At 58.5% G+C, this 17715-nt stretch carries 19 protein-coding genes; 8 read left to right on the top strand and 11 right to left on the bottom strand.

The window, feature by feature from the left end:
* Positions 1-9: 9 nt before the first annotated feature.
* The 6 genes from MWU53_RS14465 to MWU53_RS14440 all read right to left on the bottom strand — a co-directional run bounded on the left by MWU53_RS14465 (position 10) and on the right by MWU53_RS14440 (position 4477).
* Entirely contained in the window at positions 10-1059 is a 1050-nt protein-coding gene (locus MWU53_RS14465) for a beta-eliminating lyase-related protein (protein WP_247094361.1), read from the bottom strand.
* The gene (locus MWU53_RS14460) at positions 1059-1511 is read right to left on the bottom strand and encodes a YcgN family cysteine cluster protein (RefSeq protein WP_247094360.1); all 453 of its coding nucleotides are present in this window, start codon (positions 1509-1511) and stop codon (positions 1059-1061) included. The genes MWU53_RS14465 and MWU53_RS14460 overlap by 1 nt, the downstream gene beginning before the upstream one ends.
* On the bottom strand, positions 1511-1801 hold the full coding sequence (locus MWU53_RS14455; protein WP_108855420.1) for a Dabb family protein: 291 nt from the start codon (positions 1799-1801) through the stop codon (positions 1511-1513). Before MWU53_RS14455 ends, MWU53_RS14460 begins: the two co-directional genes overlap by 1 nt.
* Positions 1798-2748, bottom strand: a complete 951-nt coding sequence (locus MWU53_RS14450) for a bifunctional riboflavin kinase/FAD synthetase (RefSeq protein WP_247094359.1) — start codon at positions 2746-2748, stop codon at positions 1798-1800. The genes MWU53_RS14455 and MWU53_RS14450 overlap by 4 nt, the downstream gene beginning before the upstream one ends.
* Positions 2749-2970: 222 nt before the next feature.
* Positions 2971-3414: a MaoC family dehydratase gene (locus MWU53_RS14445; protein WP_133485644.1), complete on the bottom strand. Its 444-nt coding sequence runs from the start codon at positions 3412-3414 to the stop codon at positions 2971-2973.
* Between the two features lie 187 nt (positions 3415-3601).
* Positions 3602-4477 carry a TIGR01459 family HAD-type hydrolase gene (locus MWU53_RS14440; RefSeq protein WP_247094358.1) on the bottom strand — a complete coding sequence of 292 codons (876 nt, stop codon included), beginning with the start codon at positions 4475-4477 and terminating at the stop codon, positions 3602-3604.
* A gap of 139 nt (positions 4478-4616) precedes the next feature.
* On the opposite strand from MWU53_RS14440, the gene MWU53_RS14435 reads away from it, so the two are divergent.
* Complete coding sequence (locus MWU53_RS14435; RefSeq protein WP_247094357.1) at positions 4617-4907, top strand: hypothetical protein; 291 nt, start codon at positions 4617-4619, stop codon at positions 4905-4907.
* A 100-nt stretch (positions 4908-5007) separates the two neighbouring features.
* Here the strand turns inward: MWU53_RS14435 and MWU53_RS14430 are convergent, their stop codons facing one another.
* On the bottom strand, positions 5008-5487 hold the full coding sequence (locus MWU53_RS14430) for a hypothetical protein (protein WP_247094356.1): 480 nt from the start codon (positions 5485-5487) through the stop codon (positions 5008-5010).
* A gap of 20 nt (positions 5488-5507) precedes the next feature.
* The gene (locus tag MWU53_RS14425; protein WP_247094355.1) at positions 5508-6428 is read right to left on the bottom strand and encodes a manganese-dependent inorganic pyrophosphatase; all 921 of its coding nucleotides are present in this window, start codon (positions 6426-6428) and stop codon (positions 5508-5510) included.
* A gap of 187 nt (positions 6429-6615) precedes the next feature.
* Between MWU53_RS14425 and MWU53_RS14420 the strand changes: the two genes are divergently transcribed.
* On the top strand, positions 6616-7263 hold the full coding sequence (locus MWU53_RS14420; RefSeq protein WP_247094354.1) for a DUF2161 family putative PD-(D/E)XK-type phosphodiesterase: 648 nt from the start codon (positions 6616-6618) through the stop codon (positions 7261-7263).
* An 88-nt stretch (positions 7264-7351) separates the two neighbouring features.
* Here MWU53_RS14420 and MWU53_RS14415 read toward each other — a convergent pair whose 3' ends face one another.
* The gene (locus tag MWU53_RS14415; RefSeq protein WP_247094353.1) at positions 7352-8371 is read right to left on the bottom strand and encodes a TraB/GumN family protein; all 1020 of its coding nucleotides are present in this window, start codon (positions 8369-8371) and stop codon (positions 7352-7354) included.
* A gap of 202 nt (positions 8372-8573) precedes the next feature.
* Between MWU53_RS14415 and MWU53_RS14410 the strand changes: the two genes are divergently transcribed.
* The 4 genes from MWU53_RS14410 (at position 8574) to MWU53_RS14395 (ending at position 12831) form a co-directional block, all read left to right on the top strand.
* Positions 8574-8861: a co-chaperone GroES gene (locus tag MWU53_RS14410; protein ID WP_247094352.1), complete on the top strand. Its 288-nt coding sequence runs from the start codon at positions 8574-8576 to the stop codon at positions 8859-8861.
* A gap of 52 nt (positions 8862-8913) precedes the next feature.
* The gene (groL, locus tag MWU53_RS14405; RefSeq protein ID WP_247094351.1) at positions 8914-10560 is read left to right on the top strand and encodes a chaperonin GroEL; all 1647 of its coding nucleotides are present in this window, start codon (positions 8914-8916) and stop codon (positions 10558-10560) included.
* 308 nt (positions 10561-10868) lie between these two features.
* Positions 10869-12002, top strand: coding sequence for a hypothetical protein (locus MWU53_RS14400; RefSeq protein ID WP_247094350.1), 1134 nt, complete (start codon positions 10869-10871; stop codon positions 12000-12002).
* A gap of 100 nt (positions 12003-12102) precedes the next feature.
* Positions 12103-12831 (top strand): alpha/beta fold hydrolase, encoded by a 729-nt coding sequence (locus tag MWU53_RS14395; RefSeq protein WP_247094349.1) that lies wholly within the window; start codon positions 12103-12105, stop codon positions 12829-12831.
* 35 nt (positions 12832-12866) lie between these two features.
* Here MWU53_RS14395 and hemN read toward each other — a convergent pair whose 3' ends face one another.
* Positions 12867-14222, bottom strand: a complete 1356-nt coding sequence (hemN, locus tag MWU53_RS14390) for an oxygen-independent coproporphyrinogen III oxidase (RefSeq protein WP_247094348.1) — start codon at positions 14220-14222, stop codon at positions 12867-12869.
* A 78-nt stretch (positions 14223-14300) separates the two neighbouring features.
* On the opposite strand from hemN, the gene MWU53_RS14385 reads away from it, so the two are divergent.
* Entirely contained in the window at positions 14301-15041 is a 741-nt protein-coding gene (locus tag MWU53_RS14385) for a transcriptional regulator FnrL (protein ID WP_247094347.1), read from the top strand.
* Between the two features lie 18 nt (positions 15042-15059).
* Here the strand turns inward: MWU53_RS14385 and MWU53_RS14380 are convergent, their stop codons facing one another.
* Positions 15060-15899, bottom strand: coding sequence for a universal stress protein (locus MWU53_RS14380; RefSeq protein ID WP_247094346.1), 840 nt, complete (start codon positions 15897-15899; stop codon positions 15060-15062).
* A 213-nt stretch (positions 15900-16112) separates the two neighbouring features.
* Here MWU53_RS14380 and ccoN point away from each other — a divergent pair, with 213 nt between their 5' ends.
* On the top strand, positions 16113-17714 hold the full coding sequence (ccoN, locus tag MWU53_RS14375; RefSeq protein ID WP_247094345.1) for a cytochrome-c oxidase, cbb3-type subunit I: 1602 nt from the start codon (positions 16113-16115) through the stop codon (positions 17712-17714).
* Position 17715 lies beyond the last annotated feature (1 nt).

Genomic DNA, 17715 nt, shown 5'->3' with positions numbered 1-17715 from the left:
GGTGCGGGATTATCCCCGCGCCAGCGCGATAAACCGATCGATATTCTCGTCCGACATCGACCAGTCGGCCACCATGCGGGCGATCAATATTTCGTCGGGGTCGTCGCCTTCCAGCTGACCTTCCCAGACATAGTACGCCGCGCCGGCGTCATGCAGGCGCTGATGGCCCGCGCGGGTCCAGCCAGCAAAGCTCATGTTGGCGTCAGGTTCATGCGGGAAGACGACGCCGTCGATCTGCTTTAGTCCGCGCACCAAACGGGCGTTCGCCGCGTTCGACTGACGTGCCAGATCAAGCCACAAATCGCCGTCCAGATAGGCCAACATCTGCGCTGCCAGATAGCGGTTCTTCGAGAACAGGTGTCCGCCGCGTTTCCGGCGGAGTTCGAATTCCCACGCGTGTTTGGGGTCGAAGAAGATCACCGCCTCGACACCCATACAGCCGTTCTTGGTGCCGCCGAAGCTAACCACATTCACGCCGGCCTTCCATGTCATCTCGGCGGGGGTACACCCCAAAGCAACGAGTGCATTGGCAAAGCGCGCACCGTCCAGATGGACGGGCAGATCATAACCCTTGGCAACGTCGCATAGAGCCTCAATCTCGGCCACGGAATAGACCGTGCCACGTTCGGTCACGTTGGTGATCGACACCGGTCCACGCTGCGGACCATGCACGCCGCGACTTTCCTCGCCCACGATAGACGCGCTCAGCGCGTCAGGCGACATTTTCGCGTGCTTGGCAGGGACCAAAGTTAGCTTTGCGCCGCCGGTGTAGAACTCGGGCGCGTTGCACTCATCCTCGTGGATATGCGCTTGCGGCGAGCAGAAGATCGTGTCGAAGGGACGTGTCAGGGTCGCCAGAGAAATCGAGTTCGCCGCCGTGCCCGTTGCCACCAGATAGACCGCCGCCTCGGGGGCTTCAAAGATCTCGCGAATGCGGGACGTGACCTGTGCCATGATGTCGTCAGCCCCATAGGGCATGGCGTAACCTTCGTTGGCGCGCGCCAGCGCGGCCATCACATTCGGGTGCACGGGCCCCGTGTTGTCAGAGGCGAAAAACATCAGTGTGGCTCCTCGATCAGGTGGTCTTCCCATTCGTCTTCCGGGACTTCGAATTCCGGCACCGTCCAGCCCTGAACGCTGCGCCCGGCCTTGTGCACGCTGTCCGGATCGCCCGACACCAGCGGGTGCCAGTCATACAAAGGCTTGCCTTCGTGACGCAGGCGATAGGCGCAGGATGCGGGCATGAAATAGGCGGTTTCGCCGATGTTCTCCGGTGTCAGATGGATGCATTCCGGCACGAATTGCAGGCGAATATCATATTGCGAACATTGGCAGGTCTCGCCATCCAGAAGGCGGCAGGCCACGCGGGTAAAGACGACCTCTCCGGTCTCTTCATCTTCCAGCTTGTTCAGGCAGCATTTGCCGCAGCCATCGCACAGTGCTTCCCATTCCTCAGGCGTCAGCTGATCCAGAGGATGTTCCCAGAATTTCTTACGCAGGGGCTTGCCCATCAGTCGGCCAGAAAATCGGCCGCAATCCGCATTTCGCGCAGGGGGCGGACGCGGGCAATCGATTCCTGATAGATCGGATGCGCCTTATAGGCGGCCAACTGGGCCTCGTCTTCAAACTCGCCATAGACGACCACGTCGGGCGAGGGGCCGGGGATCGGATCCTCGAACCGGTTCTCGGCGATTTCCAGACGGATGCAGTCGGGGATGCCTTTCAAAAGCTCCAGACCTTCGCGAACGCGGTCGCGGTCTTCGGGGCGTTTGGCAGTGAAGAAAACGATATGGCGGATCATGGGCGGCTCGGAAGTTGAGAGAGTATGTCGCGCGCACGGGCGCAGTCGGCGTCCATCTGGGCGATCAAGGCATCGAGCCCGTCGAACACCTCTTCCGGGCGCAGATAGTCGATCAAGGCAACCGACAGCTGTTCGCCATAAATGTCGCCCTTGAAATTGAAAATGAAGCTTTCGATGTTGGGCAGGTTTTCCCCAAACATCGGGCGCGTCCCCATCGAAGCCGCGCCGCCATAGACGCCCTGATGCGGGCCGGTCAGGATCTCGACCTCGACCACATAGACGCCGAATTTCGGTGGGTGCAGACCCGCGATGGACATGTTTGCGGTGGGATATCCCAGATCGCGACCACGCTGGTCGCCTCGGATCACTTCGCCGTCGATGCGATGCCAGTGGCCTAGCATCCGGGCCGCATCACCCGGGCGGCCCTCGGTCAGGGCTCTGCGGATCGCGGTCGAGCTGACCTCGCCCACATCATCTGACATGAGCGGCGCAACGGTGACACCAAAGCCCAGCTCTTTGCCAAGCGCCACGAGCACTTCGGGTGTGCCAGCGCGATCCTTTCCGAAATGGAAATCTGCGCCAACAAAGACATGGGTCAGGCCCAGCCCGTCGACGATCACGTCACGGGCGAACTCTTCGGGTGTCAGGGCGGACAGGGTGTCGTTGAAGCTGAGTTCAAACAGCGCCTCGATCCCCAGCTTCTCAAGCCGGTGCGCGCGCGTGTCGGCGTTCATCAGGCGAAACGGAGGGGCCTTCGGCGCGAAATACTCGCGCGGGTGGGGTTCGAACGTCATCACGCCCAAAGGAGCGCCCAGTTCGGCTGCTTTCTGACGGGCGATGTTGATCACATATTGGTGGCCCAGATGGACACCGTCGAAATTGCCGATGACGGCTGTGGCGCCTCGGTCAGATGGGTCTACAAACTGATAGTCACGAATGATCCGCATATGCTGGCCTTAGCGGTCTGGCGGGGCCTGTGCAAGCCCAAGGCGGCTTGCAGACCGAATTCGTGAGAACACCTGCCCACTGTCGCAGCATAGCCGTGCTTCGCCCGGCAGATTTAGTGCCTCCGGCGGGGATACTTACGACAAGAAAAAAGCGGCGCATTTTCTTGTTTCAAATATCTTGGGGTGAGAGCCGCAGGCTCGAGGGGCAAAGCCCCTGATCCATCAGTCCAGCTTGGCGGACGGCGCCAGAACCTTGGCCTCGCCCTTCAGGACAGGCTTGCCATCGACCAGACATTCGGTCTTCAGCGTCACGCGACGTTTGGCATGGTCGATGTCCATCACGGTCACTTCAGCGCGCACGACGTCACCGGGGCGCACAGGGGCCAAGAAGGTCAGTTGCTGGCCCATATAGATGGTGCCGTGCCCGGGCAGCTGTTCGCCAATCACGGCCGAGATCAGGCCAGCGCTAAGCATCCCGTGGGCGATACGGCCCTGAAAGATCGTATCTTTCGCAAAGTCGTCATCCAGATGCACCGGATTGCGGTCGGTCGAGACCTCGGCAAACAGTTCGATGTCACGGTCGGTCACCTCTTTGACGATGTGGCGCGACATACCGATTTCCAGCTCTTCAATGCAGATCGTTCCGCGCGGGAAATTGTCCAACATTTTGTCCTCCGGGTAACAAATGGACGAATTGTCGTCCGTATCGGTAATAACATTACTTTGCAGTTGCAGAAAAAATCAAGGGGTAATCTGCGTAGAAATACCGCATGACGCCCGCGTCAGGTGGACGCAGTGGCGCGGAAATCGACCGGACGGATCGAGAGGAATAGTTTTAAATCAGGTGCTTAAGTCAGCGCAGATAGCCGATTGCATATGTCGGTGTGATCATCTGCGACTGGATATATTGATCCAATGCGTCTGGATCGGGCTGCGCGCGGGTTTTCGTCTCGTCCCGCGCGAGGCCGCCGGTGATGAAAAGAGAATCGATATCTTCGCCCAAGGCACCTTTGATGTCGGTCGCGATGCCGTCGCCGATGGCAAGGATGCGGTTGTCCGGTGTCGACCGACCTTCGGCCACCATGCGGCGGTGGGCGAGGTCATAGATCGGCGGGTGAGGTTTGCCGAAATAGAGGCTTTCGCCACCCATCTCAGAATACATCTGCGCGATTGCGCCCGCGCACCATTCGCGGGCTTCGCCACGGTCCACAATGATGTCGGGGTTTGCGCAAAGCAGCTTGGCCCCGCGCTGTTTCGCCATCAGCAGGTCTGCGCGCCATGTGTCAGGATCCGCCATCGGGTCGAAGGGGCCACAGCAGACGATACCCTCGGCCTCGGCCACGGGGACGCGCGTGATCTCTACCGGGGTGTGGATTACTTCCATCGGCTCGAAGAAACCTGCGTCGCGTTCCCACTCGCCCATGAAATAGACCTTGTTGCCCACCGCACCCGTGAACATCGCCGCCCGCGCGCTGTCGCCAGACGTGGCGATGGTGTCATAGCAATCCGAGGGCACGCCGAATTCCGGCAGCTGCTCCATCACGCCCGCGCGGGGTTTGGGCGAGTTTGTGACCAAGATCACATAGCCCCCATTCGCGCGATAGGCGCGCAGGGCGGCCACAGCCTCGTCAAACGCGGTGATCCCATTGTGCACACAGCCCCAGAGGTCGACGAACAACGCGTCGTAGTTCGCGGATATCTCGGACAGGCTGGAAATGATACGGGTCATGGCGCGGTCTCCTTAGTTGCCGGAGATATGGCAGAGGGGAGGCGGGGAGGCTAGGGGGAGTTGTGCCGAATCCGTATCCGGACCTATGCTGCACTTGCGAGGATTTCATTTTATCAGTGAACAGCGAGGATTAGGTCAAGTGGCATTTACGCTGGACACATTGCCGAATGGCAAAAAGAACTTGGAGTTCGAGGTTAGTGACATTCCGATGTTAGTAGACACAATTGCCGAACTATTCGGGAAGCCGAAGGTAAGCCAGAGGACTTATATCAGCGAGCTTTGGGAGTTCGGGGGCGGAAAGTTCGAATACTCAAATGAATGGAGTGAACCTTGCCTGATTGCTCACAGAAACTCGGATAACAAGGTGCTCCAGAACCTGTATGAGAAGTTACGAGAAGGTTTGCCGGATCAAAGTGCTGATCAGGTGTAAGTGATATCCCGCCCGGCATCGCCGGGCAGCGCCCGACCGCCCCGTAATGCCGGAGGCAAACCTTTGGCTTGACGGGCGGGCGCTTCACGTCCACCCGCGGTCAGGCGATGCCCTTGTTTACTCGTGGGGTTGGTAGGTTCATTCGAAGACAATCACCCTCGTAGGTGAGGTGTAGTTCCGACCCATTGGAAAGCCCCAAACGGATTTCTTCACTATGTTGAGTTTTCCTAATCGTAACGTCACGAACGACGGCAGTGCGTGTGGCTTCATGGTCGCTAATAGGAAGGATAAGCGTTCTGCCATACTCTGCCATGTCGACTGCAGTCTGCGTCTCTTTCTCAATGGTTAGTTGGTCCGCGCTACTGTTTCCTCGAACTAGAGTTGAAACAGACGAGGTTGGCGACTTGAACGCTAGCGACATTAGTTCATCACTAATGTTTCCGCTGCCGATCGGGTGCTCATGAACTTCAATTGAAAACGCTGAAAGCTCTAGACCGATCGCCTCGTTTAAAAGTGCTTGGTGTCGTGTTTTCATCACAAATGCCTGAATCAAAATGGCCCGCACTAATGTACGGGCCATGATCTAACATGTGAACAGACTTAAACAGCCAGGTTCGGAATAATCTGCTTTTTGCGGCTCATGATGCCGGGCAGGACGACGGCGTCGCCCTCGACGGTGGCACCAAAGCTTTTCTCGGCCACGCCCTTCACGACGTCGTTCGGGATCAGCAGGGTGGCTTCTTCCTTCAGGATGTCCACGACGAACAGCAGAACCTCGTCCACGCCGTCTTCGGCGGCGACGGTTTTGAAGGTTTCCATCAGGCTTTCTTTACGGCCCAGCGGGATTTCCGGTGCGGTGGTTTCCAGAACCGATACGCGGAACTTGGTGCCCGACACTTCGTATTCTTTCGAGTCCATGCGGATCAGTTCAGCGTCCGAGAACTCGGACACGTCCGACTTGGCGGCGAACATCTCGGCTGCATATTCAGTGACGTTCACGCCCAGATCAGCGGCCAGAGCGGCAACGACTTCGCGGTCGCGGTCGGTGGTGGTGGGCGAGCGGAATTCCAGCGTGTCCGACAGGATGCAGGTCAGGGCAGCGCCTTTGATGTTCTCCGGCATCTTGGCCACGTCGTCGCCCATCAGGTCGTACATGATGGTCGCGGTGCAAGCCAGCGGACGGATGGTGATGTCGATCGGGCCTTTGGTTTCCAAGCCGCCAACCAGTTTGTGGTGGTCGATGATGGCCTGAACGTCTGCGCCATTGATGTTGGCGGGCAGCTCGGCGGGGTTGTTGGTGTCGACGATGACGCAAGGCTGATCGTCGGCCACGTCGTCGATGATGTCCAGCATGTCAAAGCCCCAGCGTTCCAGCATGAAGGCAGCTTCGGTGTTGGGCTGGCCCAGCAGAACCGGCTTGGCGTCAACGCCTTTCACTTCATTCAGGTACCAAGCCCAAACCAGCGGCGAGCCGGTCGAGTCGGTGTCAGGCGATTTGTGGCCGAATACGAGGGTGGTCATATGCATCATCCGTCTATGTGTGATCGTGTTTGCGAGCCTTATAGAAAGGCCGATGCGCCTTGTCATCCCTGATAGGGCCAACATCTGTGCAGTTGCAGAAAACCTGTCATGTGTTGCGCGCAAGCCCCTTGCGGTTCCGGCGTTGCGTGGTGAAACTGTCGGGACCTCCGTTCGAAAGAGTGACCCTTTGAGTAAGCCCGCCGAAACCGATCTGTATGCGCCCGTCAAATCTTGGCTTGTGGGTCTTGGCTATGAGGTCAAGGCCGAGGTAGGCACAGCGGATGTGGTGGCCCTGCGTGATGGCGACAGCGCACCGGTCATTGTCGAGCTGAAGGCGGGGTTTTCACTGACCCTGTTGCAGCAGGCCGTTGCCCGGCAGGCGATCAGCGATCTGGTCTATGTGGCGGTGCCGCGCTGGGCGGGCAAGCCGGGGTGGCGGGCGTTCAAGGGGAATGTCGGGTTGTGTAAGCGGCTGGGGCTGGGCGTCGTCTCGGTTCGGCTGAAAGATGGCTTTGTGCAGGTGCATGCCGATCCGGGGCCGTTCCAGCCACGCAAGTCCAAGGTGAAGACCGGGCGGCTGTTGTCCGAGTTTGCCCGGCGCGAGGGGGATCCGAACACTGGCGGCACCAACGGCAAGCTGATCACAGCTTATCGTCAGGACGCCGAGAAGCTGCGCGCCTATTTGGCCGAACACGGCCCCAGCCGCGGGGCCGAAGTTGCCAAGTCCACGGGGGTGGGCAAGGCGACCAACATGATGGCAATCAATCACTATGGGTGGTTTCAGCGGGTCGAGCGCGGGGTGTACGATCTAACGGAAGCGGGGCGGTCTGTGTGAACGCTTTGATTTGGACAACAAGCGGATGGTCGCGCTTGCTGTCTGGATAGACCACCAAAGGGGGCGGCGGTGTGAGGTGCCACTTGGATCAATGCCCAGCAAGGCTGATGCGGGTCAGGGTCCAGCCGTCATCCGCAAACATGGATAGCAATCCGTTTTCTCGCGGCAGGTGGGCCGCGCCGACCGCGATCACCACATGCTCCATTGCGTCCTCGGCCAAAATTCGGACCATCCAGTCTCGATTGCGCTGGTCCAGAAGCGTGACCATCATTTCGTCGATTGCGGCCTCTAGCCACTCTTCACGCTTAAGTTCTTTTGCTTTCTCGCGCCCGGCCTGAAAACCATATTCCCATCCCAGCATGAAATTCTCCTGAAAATACGTGTCTATCAGGGTCACGATGATTGCAGGGTCGTGGTCCAGCATCAGGATGGATGCCTCGAAATCCTTGACCTGTTCATCCAAGGGATCCCCCGAAAACATGTCCAGCAGCGCAGCCGGATCATCCAGACTTGTACGTTCGACACCCAGTTCTTGCGCGATGGTTTCGATCTGGTGATCAAGACCCTGCTGGCCTTGCATCATGCTTTCGAACGCGCAGGGCGAGAGCGCCAGATTGAGACCCAGGAACCAAGGTTGCACACGAGGCAACGCTTCAGGGGGAATGCCAAGATGCGGCAACGCTTCCATTGTATGGACAAGCTTGTTCCACGAATCTTCGGAGAGGCGTTCATCAAGTCCGGGTCCGTCGGTAATCACCATGCGATTTGGATCTGACACCAGCATCATCTGAAAGTCGGTGGCGTCTTCGGATGCCAGTTCCAACATCAACAGATCCGCCTCTTGCAGATAGGATTTGACCTGAGTGGCGACAGCTTCAAGGCGGGGATCATAAATGTGTATGGTGCCAACGATTGTCCGCACTTTGTTGTCTTTTCGCGCTTGCCAGATGACGCCTTCCGAATACGGAGTGTCGTCGACTTTTGAGCGGATCGCGTCTTGGGCGGTTTGCGGTAAGTTTTCAAAGCCATTTTCGCCTGTGCATAGGGCCGATGCCGGAGAAGAAAGCAGAAACGCGGCAATGGTCGCGGCAAGGGGTAAAAAACGCATATGAAACTCCTACACTACTCTGGGTGACATTAGGGGGCTGCGCTGCGACTGCAAGTGGTGATTGCGAGATTGCTGCGATGCGGCGACGAAAGTTTCCGCACATTCATTGACTCCCCCCAACGCCAGTCCTAACTATGCGCCGTTAGCACTCGCATCAGGTGAGTGCTAATGGAATGTTAACTGAGCTTAGGGAGTCTCAGAAATGGCTTTTACCCCGCTGCATGACCGCGTGCTTGTACGCCGCGTTGAGAGCGACGAAAAAACCGCTGGTGGTCTGATCATTCCGGACAGCGCCAAAGAAAAACCTGCTGAAGGTCTGGTTGTGGCTGTTGGCGCTGGCGCCAAAGACGACGACGGCGATCGCATCGCAATGGACGTCAAAGAAGGCGACAAGATCCTGTTCGGCAAGTGGTCCGGCACCGAAATCACCGTCGACGGTGAAGAGCTGCTGATCATGAAAGAAGCTGACATCATGGGCATCCTGTCCTGATCGTCTGCTGACTGAACTATCTGATTTACACGAATTTACTGGAGTAAGCTAAATGGCTGCTAAGGACGTAAAGTTCGCTACCGATGCCCGCAACTCGATGCTGCGCGGCGTAAACATCCTGGCTGACGCTGTCAAAGTGACCCTGGGCCCGAAAGGCCGCAACGTGGTTCTGGACAAGTCGTTCGGCGCCCCGCGTATCACCAAAGACGGTGTTTCGGTTGCCAAAGAGATCGAGCTGGAAGACAAGTTCGAAAACATGGGCGCGCAGATGGTGAAAGAAGTCGCCAGCCGCACCAATGACGAAGCCGGCGACGGCACCACCACCGCTACCGTTCTGGCCCAAGCCATCGTGCGCGAAGGTCTGAAGCAGGTTGCTGCTGGCCTGAACCCGATGGACCTGAAGCGCGGCATCGACCTGGCAACTGCCAAGGTTGTTGACGGCATCAAGGACATGGCCCGCGAAGTCAAAGACTCGGCAGAGGTTGCCCAGGTTGGCACCATCTCGGCCAACGGTGAAGCTGAGATCGGCCGTCAGATCGCAGACGCGATGCAAAAAGTTGGCAACGAAGGCGTTATCACTGTTGAAGAAAACAAGGGTCTGGAAACCGAGACCACTGTTGTTGAAGGCATGCAGTTCGACCGCGGCTACCTGTCGCCCTACTTCGTGACCAACCCCGACAAGATGATTGCTGATCTGGACGACTGTCTGGTTCTGCTGCACGAGAAGAAACTGTCGTCGCTGCAGTCGATGGTTCCGCTGCTCGAGCAGGTAATCCAGTCGCAAAAGCCCCTGCTGATCATCGCTGAAGACGTTGAAGGCGAAGCTCTGGCAACTCTGGTTGTCAACAAGCTGCGCGGCGGCCTGAAAATCGCTGCTGTCAAAGCTCCGGGCTTTGGTGATCGTCGTAAAGCCATGCTGCAGGACATCGCGATCCTGACCGGTGGTCAGGTGATCTCGGAAGATCTGGGCATGAAGCTTGAGTCCGTGACCATGGACATGCTGGGCACCGCCAAGAAAATCGAAATCACCAAAGACGAAACCACCATCGTCGACGGTGCTGGCGAGAAAGCCGAGATCGAAGCACGCGTTGCTCAGATCCGCGCCCAAGCTGAAGAAACCTCGTCGGATTACGACCGTGAGAAGCTGCAAGAGCGCGTTGCCAAACTGGCAGGCGGTGTTGCTGTGATCCGCGTTGGCGGCATGACCGAAGTCGAAGTGAAAGAGCGTAAGGACCGTGTGGACGATGCTCTGAACGCGACCCGCGCTGCTGTTCAAGAAGGCGTCATCGTAGGTGGTGGTGTTGCTCTGGTTCAGGCTGGCAAGGTTCTGGAAGGTCTGGAAGGCGCAAACGCTGACCAGAACGCAGGTATCCACATCGTCCGCAAGGCGATCGAAGCCCCGCTGCGTCAGATTGCCGAAAACGCAGGCGTCGACGGTGCCGTTGTAGCTGGCAAAGTGCGCGAGTCGGACGACACCTCGTTCGGTTTCAACGCTCAGACCGAAGAATATGGCGACATGTTCTCGTTCGGCGTGATCGACCCGGCCAAAGTAACCCGTACCGCTCTGGAAGATGCGGCATCGGTTGCTGGTCTGCTGATCACCACCGAAGCCATGGTTGCTGACAAACCGTCGAAAGACGGTGCCGGCGCCGGCATGCCCGACATGGGCGGCATGGGCGGCATGGGCGGCATGATGTAATCAGAATTCGCTCAGCGAATTCTGATGGCGTCAGGCGAATTCCCAACGGGAAATCGCCGAGAGCTACCCGGCGACAGGCGATTGGCCGTCAGGCCAATCTGCCGAGAGCCAAACAGCCCTACGAAATCAAGCAAAGGCGTCCCTTGGGGCGCCTTTGTTGTGTTTAAGGGGCTACCCCCTTTCTTTCAGATTGATGCGGATGGTGCTGTCTGAAAATCCATTGGAATTCTTACGATCCTCTCTTACAAATCTGATGACACCTCCTATGTTAAGGTTGATAACATCAATTCTATTGGCAAGGGACAGCCATGTTTCGTTCATTCCTTCTTCTTTGCGCCACACTGATCGCAACCCCCAGCCTCGCGGACGAGGTGTATCGCTTTGGCGATGACGCCTATATTGCCGGGGACAACGTGACCCTGTCGGGTGAGGCCGTGGATGACGCCTTTGTTGCGGGCAATACCGTGGTGATCTCGGCGCCTGTGAGTGGCAGTGCGCATGCGGGCGGTCGTTCGGTGTCGATCTCGGCCCCTGTGGGGCAGAGCCTCTATGCGGCGGGGATGAATGTGAATGTCTCGGCCCCGGTCGGCGGAGACGCGCAGCTTCTGGGTGATACGGTTCTGGTCACGGCGCCCATCTCGGGTGATCTGCGCCTTGGTGCGCAGCGGGCCGAAATTACGGCGGCGATTGGTGATGACGCGCTGATTGCCGCCGAACACATCCTGCTGACGGAAACCATCGCCGGCGATGCCAGCCTGTCCACGAAAACCATCAGCTTCGGCGAAAATGCCCGGATTGAGGGCACCCTGTATCTGTATGCTGATGACCCCGAGGCGATTGAGATCCCGGCACATGTCGTACCCGCAGATCGGATCGAGCGTCACGACGCGGATGCATTCGACCCCACAGCGGACCCTGAAGGTGGCGCGACTGCAGAAACCACCGGCGGCTGGATGTCGTGGCTGGGCGGCAAAGTGACGTCGATTCTGATCCTGACTGCGCTGGCAACGCTGACCGCAGGCCTGGCCCCCGCATTCCTGATGAACCTACGCGAACGCACGTTGGAAACGCCGATGCGCGCCTTGTGGATGGGCTTTTTGTCAATCTCAGCGCTGGCTGGGTCGCTGTTCCTGTTTGCTTTGACGGGCTATGGCATCCTGCTGGTTCCGGCCTCGATCGTGTTGGCGGTGTTGCTGGGCGTGGCCGGATATGTGATTGGCGCCTATATTCTGGGTGTGGGCGTTATGAGCGCGCTAAGCCGCCCGCTGCCGGAAACCCTGTCCGAACGCGCCATTGCTGCGGCCGTGGGCGCGCTGGCTGTTACCGTGCTGGCATTGATCCCCGTGATCGGTTGGATCGGCGTGCTGGGTGTGGCCGTTGCAGGGGCAGGCGCATTGATCATCCGCTGGTTTGCGCCGGGCTTCCACACCGAGGTGCGCTAAACCGTGCCCATCGGGCGCGCGTCTGGCCAATCGGCTCGAACCCCTGTGTTGATGCGAGTATCCTGAAGCCATGAGAGTAACCGCTGTTATTGCCCTTCTGATGACGCTCATCAGCGCGCTTCCCGCCCGTGCGGATTGCGTGGTGCTGCTTCATGGGCTTGCGCGGTCGGCCTCGTCCATGTGGGTGATGGAGGAAGCGCTTGAGGCCGAGGGATATAAGGTCATCAACCTTGGCTATCCCTCGACCAAAGCCGAAATCCCCGTGCTGGCAAACCTTGCCATCCCCCCTGCGGTTGCTGCCTGCGGGGACGAGCGTCTGCACTTTGTGACACATTCGATGGGGGGCATCCTTGTGCGTGTCTGGCTGGACGACAATCGGCCCAAAAATCTGGGCCGCGTCGTGATGCTTGCCCCGCCCAATCAGGGGTCAGAACTGGTGGACGAGTTTGCAGAGCTTGAGCCGTTTGAATGGATCAATGGCCCGGCTGGACTGCAACTGGGTACGGGTGAGGATTCGGTCCCCAATCAAACGGGTCGCGCCCGGTTCGAACTGGGCGTGATCGCCGGAAACCGGTCCCTGAACCCGATTTATTCAGCGGTGATCGACGGCGCGGATGACGGGAAGGTTTCGGTTGAAAGCACTCGGGTCGAAGGGATGGATGACCACATCACCCTTCCCGTGACCCACACCTTCATGATGGTGAACCCGCTGGTCATTACGCAGGTCGAAAACTTCCTGCGCGATGGTGCGTTTGAACACGGGCTGACCTTGGGCGAGGTGCTGGACCGTATCGCCATCGAAGCGGGCTATCGCAAGAAGTCGCCGTAACGGCGTCCATTGTCGGAAGATAGATCAGGCGACGATTACACCGCCTGACTATGTCCGCTTTCATTCATCTCGTATGCGTCAAAGTGGCGGGCGATGATGCGTGCAAGCGGACGGGATTCGTCGCGGATGGTTAGGACGTTATCCGCCAGATCCGTGGTGCCGGGCATCGCGGCCTCAAGCCCATCTACCCACCCCAGAAGAGTCTCTATCGGAAGGGATTGTTCCTTGGCCAGCGCCGCAAGGTCTGCGCGGAAATAGCACAGAAGGTCTTCGATCACGCGGCCGCGCGCGATGTCGTCACCTTCAAACGTGTGCCCCTTGGCGGCGGTCAGCTGCCCGTCACGCGCGGCAGCTTGATACTTGGCGGTGGCGGGTTGGTTCTGCACATAGCCCTGCGGGTAACGCGCGATCGAGCTTGCACCCACGCCCATCAGCACTTCGGACGCATCCTCGGTATAGCCTTGGAAGTTCCGCTTCATCGTGCCGGCTTTGTGCGCCTTCGCCAGCCCGTCCGTGGGCCGGGCAAAATGGTCGATGCCGATCTCATCATAGCCGCTGGCAACGAACAGGTCGCGGGCGGTGTTGAACAGCTCCAACCGTTCCTCGGCAGACGGCAGGGCTTCGGTCGGGATCAGGGTCTGGCGGCGCGCCATCCATGGGACGTGGGCATAGCCAAACAGCGCCACGCGATCAGGACCAAGACTGATCAGCTTCTCAACCGAATCCGTGACGCGTGCGACGTTCTGGTGCGGCAGGCCATACAGGATATCCATGTTCAGGCTGTCGATTCCGCGGGCGCGCAGACCATCCACGGCGTCTTTGGTGATTTCATAGCTTTGCGGGCGACCGATGACCTCTTGGATCATCGGGTCGAAATCCTGCACGCCAATTGACGCGCGGTTCATTCCGGCCGCAGCCAGCGCGTCCAGACGGGCGTCGTCGACTTCGGAGGGATCAATCTCGACCGAGAATTGCGCACCTTCGGCAAGGGGCATCGTGTTTAGGATGGCATCGGTCAGATCGGCGATCAATTCGGGCTGTAGCAGGGTAGGAGTCCCGCCGCCCCAATGCAGATGCTCGATCTCGATCCCGGGGGCCAGTAGCGATTTGATCGTTGCAAGCTCGTCCTTCAGGCTGTCCACATAAGCGGCTACGGGTTCGGCGGTCGACGTGCCTTGCGTACGGCAGGCGCAGAACCAGCACAAACGGCGGCAAAACGGGATGTGCACATAAAGAGAGACTTTGTTGCCCGAAGGAATCGCGCTGATCCAATTGGCAAGCGTCTCGGGGCCGAAGCCCGCCTTGAAATGCGGGGCGGTCGGGTAGCTGGTGTAGCGGGGGACGCGCGCGTCAAAAAGACCGAGGCGTTTGAGTTGCGTAAGTGTCTGCATTCGAATACGCTGTAACACCAATCGCGCCAGTTACTTTGATCAGGATCAAAGCAAGATACTTCTCTTGTTCAGGAAACCATGAACGATACCAGTTTCAACCCTAGGGATTGCGGAACGTGCCCGATTCGCCACCGTGCCGTGTGTTCGCGCTGCGAGCCGGATGAGTTGGATCATCTGGACGACATCAAGTATTACCGCACCTATGAAGCAGGCCAGCCTGTCATCTGGGCAGGCGACCCGATGGAGTTCGTGGCCAGCGTAGTCACCGGGATCGCAACCCTGAGCCAGACGATGGAAGATGGGCGGACCCAGATGGTTGGTCTTTTGCTGCCGTCGGACTTCATTGGCCGCCCGGGACGCGAGCATGCGCCGTTTGACGTGGTGGCCGTGACCGACCTGACCCTGTGCTGTTTCCGTAAGAAACCGTTTGAGGATCTGATGGGGTCGACGCCGTCAATCGGTGGGCGGTTATTGCAGATGACGCTGGACGAGCTGGACAGTGCGCGGGAATGGATGTTGGTGCTGGGGCGCAAAACTGCGCGTGAAAAGATTGCCAGCCTTCTGATGATCATCGCGCGCCGCGATGCCGCGCTGCACAAGCGGCTGCCCAAGGATGGGGTGGAATTCGATCTGCCGCTGACGCGCGAAGCGATGGCGGACTATCTTGGTCTTACGCTGGAAACGGTCAGCCGCCAGATTTCGGCCCTGAAAAAGGTTGGGGTGATCCAGCTTCAGGGAAAACGCCAAGTGCACATCCCCGACCTGCAAAGACTGGTGTCCGAGACTGGGGATGATATGGACGGCGGTCACATTTTCTGAACCGCCGCCTGTCTGGTTTTAATGTGCCATCAGCACCGGAACCGCTGCAATTTCAAGCATATGTCGGGTCGCGCCGCCCAAAATGGACTCGCGGAACCGCGAATGCCCATAGGCCCCCATCACGATCAGGTTTGCATTCTTGTCGCTGGCGTGGCGGTTCAGGATGTCGGCGATGCGCGGCATGGTTTTTGCCAGAACCGAAACTTCGGCCCTGATGCCGTGTCGTGCCAGCATCTGGCTGAGCGCCCCACCTGGATCCGAACGTTCTGGTCCATGCTGCGGCGGGTCGATTACAGCGATCGAGACTGATTCGGCGGCCTTCAGGAAGGGCATGGCCGCGCGAATCGCTCGCAGCGATTCGGTGCTTTCGTTCCAAGCGATCACCACATTGGCCGGGGGGGTCGACATCGTCACGTCATCTGGCAGCACAAGAACTGGCACACCGCCGTCAAACATGGCGCTTTCGATAATGGCCTCGGCATTGTGGCCACGACCTTCGCCATAGGGGCGGGGCAGGATGACAAGATCCGCGAATCGAGAGCGATGCGACACCACATGGTTCAGCGTGATCGTTTGGGTGGCCAGTGCCGTAGTTGACCAAGGCGTTACATTCGAAGCAAGAATCTGCCTGATGTCTTGCTCGAGCGCTTCAATGTCTTCGCGGACCTGCGCTATGTTATCCTGCACCATCATCGCGGAGGCCCCAGCATAGTAAAACCCTTGCTGTGAAGGGTCGATGCCAAGGCACAAGGCCTCAAGATGCGCGTCGAAACGCTCGGACAGACAGCGTGCAGTATCCAGCGCAGGGCGGAACCGCGTGTCGTCTGATATGATTGTCATAATCGTTTTGTAGTCCATGTCGGGCCTCCAGCGAGTATCACTGAAAGGGTGCCAAGCCTTCCCGTGTGGCGCTTTGACATGGGTCAAGCGCCGAAATCTGCCTGGGTGCGGCAAGTTTTGACATGGATCAAGGCGGGGGAAGGGGGTTAAGTCCAAACCGACGAAAGTCGAAAGGTGCCCCGAGTCTATTTAGGGTCAAGTGGGCATAAGACAATGACGAAGGGACGCAAAATGTGGGATTACCTCAAACTGGTGATTTTCGCGCTGATAACAGTATTGGCCGCAATCGCCGCTAGCTATGCCCGCGACGTAGCCTACCAAGTACATGCTATTCTGGTAGTTCTGATCGCGGCTGGCCTGTTCGTTTACACACTTCGCGGTGTGGGAAGCGAAAAGGTCGTTGAAACCGGATATATGGATGGGCCCATTCGCGTGGGTGCTGCCTTGACCGCCTTCTGGGGCGTCGTGGGCTTCTTGGTCGGGACGTTCATCGCGTTCCAGCTGGCCTTCCCTGACCTGAACTTTGCCTGGGCCGAGGGTTATTTGAACTTTGGACGCCTGCGCCCACTGCACACTTCTGCAGTGATTTTTGCGTTTGGCGGTACAGCTCTGATCACCAGCTCGTTCTACGTGGTACAGCGTACCTCGGGCGCGCGCCTCTGGGGCGGCAACCTGGCGTGGTTCGTGTTCTGGGGTTACCAGATCGTAATCCTGCTGGCCGCAACCGGTTACCTGCTTGGGGCAACTCACGGCAAGGAGTATGCCGAGCCCGAGTGGTACACTGACCTGTGGCTGACCATCGTTTGGGTCGCGTACCTGCTGGTGTTCCTGGGCACGCTGATGAAGCGGAAAGAACCGCACATCTATGTTGCCAACTGGTTCTTCCTGTCCTTCATCGTCACCGTTGCCATGCTGCACGTTGTGAACAACCTGGCTGTTCCCGTGTCGATCTTCGGTTCGAAATCGGTACAGCTGTTTGCTGGTGTACAAGACGCCATGACGCAATGGTGGTATGGCCACAACGCAGTTGGCTTCTTCCTAACCGCTGGCTTCCTGGGCATGATGTACTACTTCGTTCCCAAGCAGGCTGAACGCCCTGTCTTCTCGTACAAACTGTCGATCATCCACTTCTGGGCCCTGATCTTCCTGTACATCTGGGCTGGTCCGCACCACCTGCACTACACCGCTCTGCCGGATTGGGCTTCGACCCTTGGTATGGTGTTCTCGATCGTACTGTGGATGCCCAGCTGGGGTGGTATGATCAACGGTCTGATGACCCTGTCGGGTGCATGGGACAAACTGCGCACCGACCCGGTTATCCGTATGATGGTTGTGTCCATCGGCTTCTACGGCATGTCGACCTTCGAAGGTCCGATGATGTCGATCCGCGCCGTGAACTCGCTGTCGCACTACACTGACTGGACCATTGGTCACGTACACTCGGGCGCTCTTGGCTGGAACGGTATGATCACCTTCGGGATGCTGTACTTCCTGGTCCCCAAACTGTGGAACCGTGCAGGCCTTTACAGCCTGAAACTGGTCAGCTGGCACTTCTGGCTCGCCACCATCGGTATCGTGCTCTATGCCGCGTCGATGTGGGTAACTGGTATCATGGAAGGCCTGATGTGGCGTGAAGTTGATGCGCAGGGCTTCTTGGTGAACTCGTTCGCTGACACTGTTGCCGCGAAGTTCCCGATGTATGTGGTCCGTGGCCTGGGCGGGGTTCTGTTCCTCGGTGGTGCTCTGATCATGTGCTACAACCTCTGGATGACCGTGAAGCGTGCACCGGCTGCTGAAGCAGCAGGCGACGCAGCAGCGGCACCGGCAGAATAAG

The sequence above is a fragment of the Aliiroseovarius sp. S1123 genome (genome assembly GCF_023015885.1).
Classification (GTDB): Bacteria; Pseudomonadota; Alphaproteobacteria; order Rhodobacterales; family Rhodobacteraceae; genus Aliiroseovarius.
The sequence above is the reverse complement of the archived record's forward strand: the minus strand, read 5'-3'. Positions and strand labels throughout refer to the sequence as shown.

Excerpts from the sequence above, each read along its gene's own strand:
- MWU53_RS14465 (WP_247094361.1), bottom strand. The coding sequence starts at position 1,059 with ATGTTTTTCGCCTCTGACAACACGGGGCCCGTGCACCCGAATGTGATG.
- MWU53_RS14460 (WP_247094360.1), bottom strand. The coding sequence starts at position 1,511 with ATGGGCAAGCCCCTGCGTAAGAAATTCTGGGAACATCCTCTGGATCAG.
- MWU53_RS14455 (WP_108855420.1), bottom strand. The coding sequence starts at position 1,801 with ATGATCCGCCATATCGTTTTCTTCACTGCCAAACGCCCCGAAGACCGC.
- MWU53_RS14450 (WP_247094359.1), bottom strand. The coding sequence starts at position 2,748 with ATGCGGATCATTCGTGACTATCAGTTTGTAGACCCATCTGACCGAGGC.
- MWU53_RS14445 (WP_133485644.1), bottom strand. The coding sequence starts at position 3,414 with ATGTTGGACAATTTCCCGCGCGGAACGATCTGCATTGAAGAGCTGGAA.
- MWU53_RS14440 (WP_247094358.1), bottom strand. The coding sequence starts at position 4,477 with ATGACCCGTATCATTTCCAGCCTGTCCGAGATATCCGCGAACTACGAC.
- MWU53_RS14430 (WP_247094356.1), bottom strand. The coding sequence starts at position 5,487 with ATGGCCCGTACATTAGTGCGGGCCATTTTGATTCAGGCATTTGTGATG.
- MWU53_RS14425 (WP_247094355.1), bottom strand. The coding sequence starts at position 6,428 with ATGACCACCCTCGTATTCGGCCACAAATCGCCTGACACCGACTCGACC.
- MWU53_RS14415 (WP_247094353.1), bottom strand. The coding sequence starts at position 8,371 with ATGCGTTTTTTACCCCTTGCCGCGACCATTGCCGCGTTTCTGCTTTCT.
- MWU53_RS14410 (WP_247094352.1), top strand. The coding sequence starts at position 8,574 with ATGGCTTTTACCCCGCTGCATGACCGCGTGCTTGTACGCCGCGTTGAG.
- groL (WP_247094351.1), top strand. The coding sequence starts at position 8,914 with ATGGCTGCTAAGGACGTAAAGTTCGCTACCGATGCCCGCAACTCGATG.
- MWU53_RS14400 (WP_247094350.1), top strand. The coding sequence starts at position 10,869 with ATGTTTCGTTCATTCCTTCTTCTTTGCGCCACACTGATCGCAACCCCC.
- MWU53_RS14395 (WP_247094349.1), top strand. The coding sequence starts at position 12,103 with ATGACGCTCATCAGCGCGCTTCCCGCCCGTGCGGATTGCGTGGTGCTG.
- hemN (WP_247094348.1), bottom strand. The coding sequence starts at position 14,222 with ATGCAGACACTTACGCAACTCAAACGCCTCGGTCTTTTTGACGCGCGC.
- MWU53_RS14385 (WP_247094347.1), top strand. The coding sequence starts at position 14,301 with ATGAACGATACCAGTTTCAACCCTAGGGATTGCGGAACGTGCCCGATT.
- MWU53_RS14380 (WP_247094346.1), bottom strand. The coding sequence starts at position 15,899 with ATGGACTACAAAACGATTATGACAATCATATCAGACGACACGCGGTTC.
- ccoN (WP_247094345.1), top strand. The coding sequence starts at position 16,113 with ATGTGGGATTACCTCAAACTGGTGATTTTCGCGCTGATAACAGTATTG.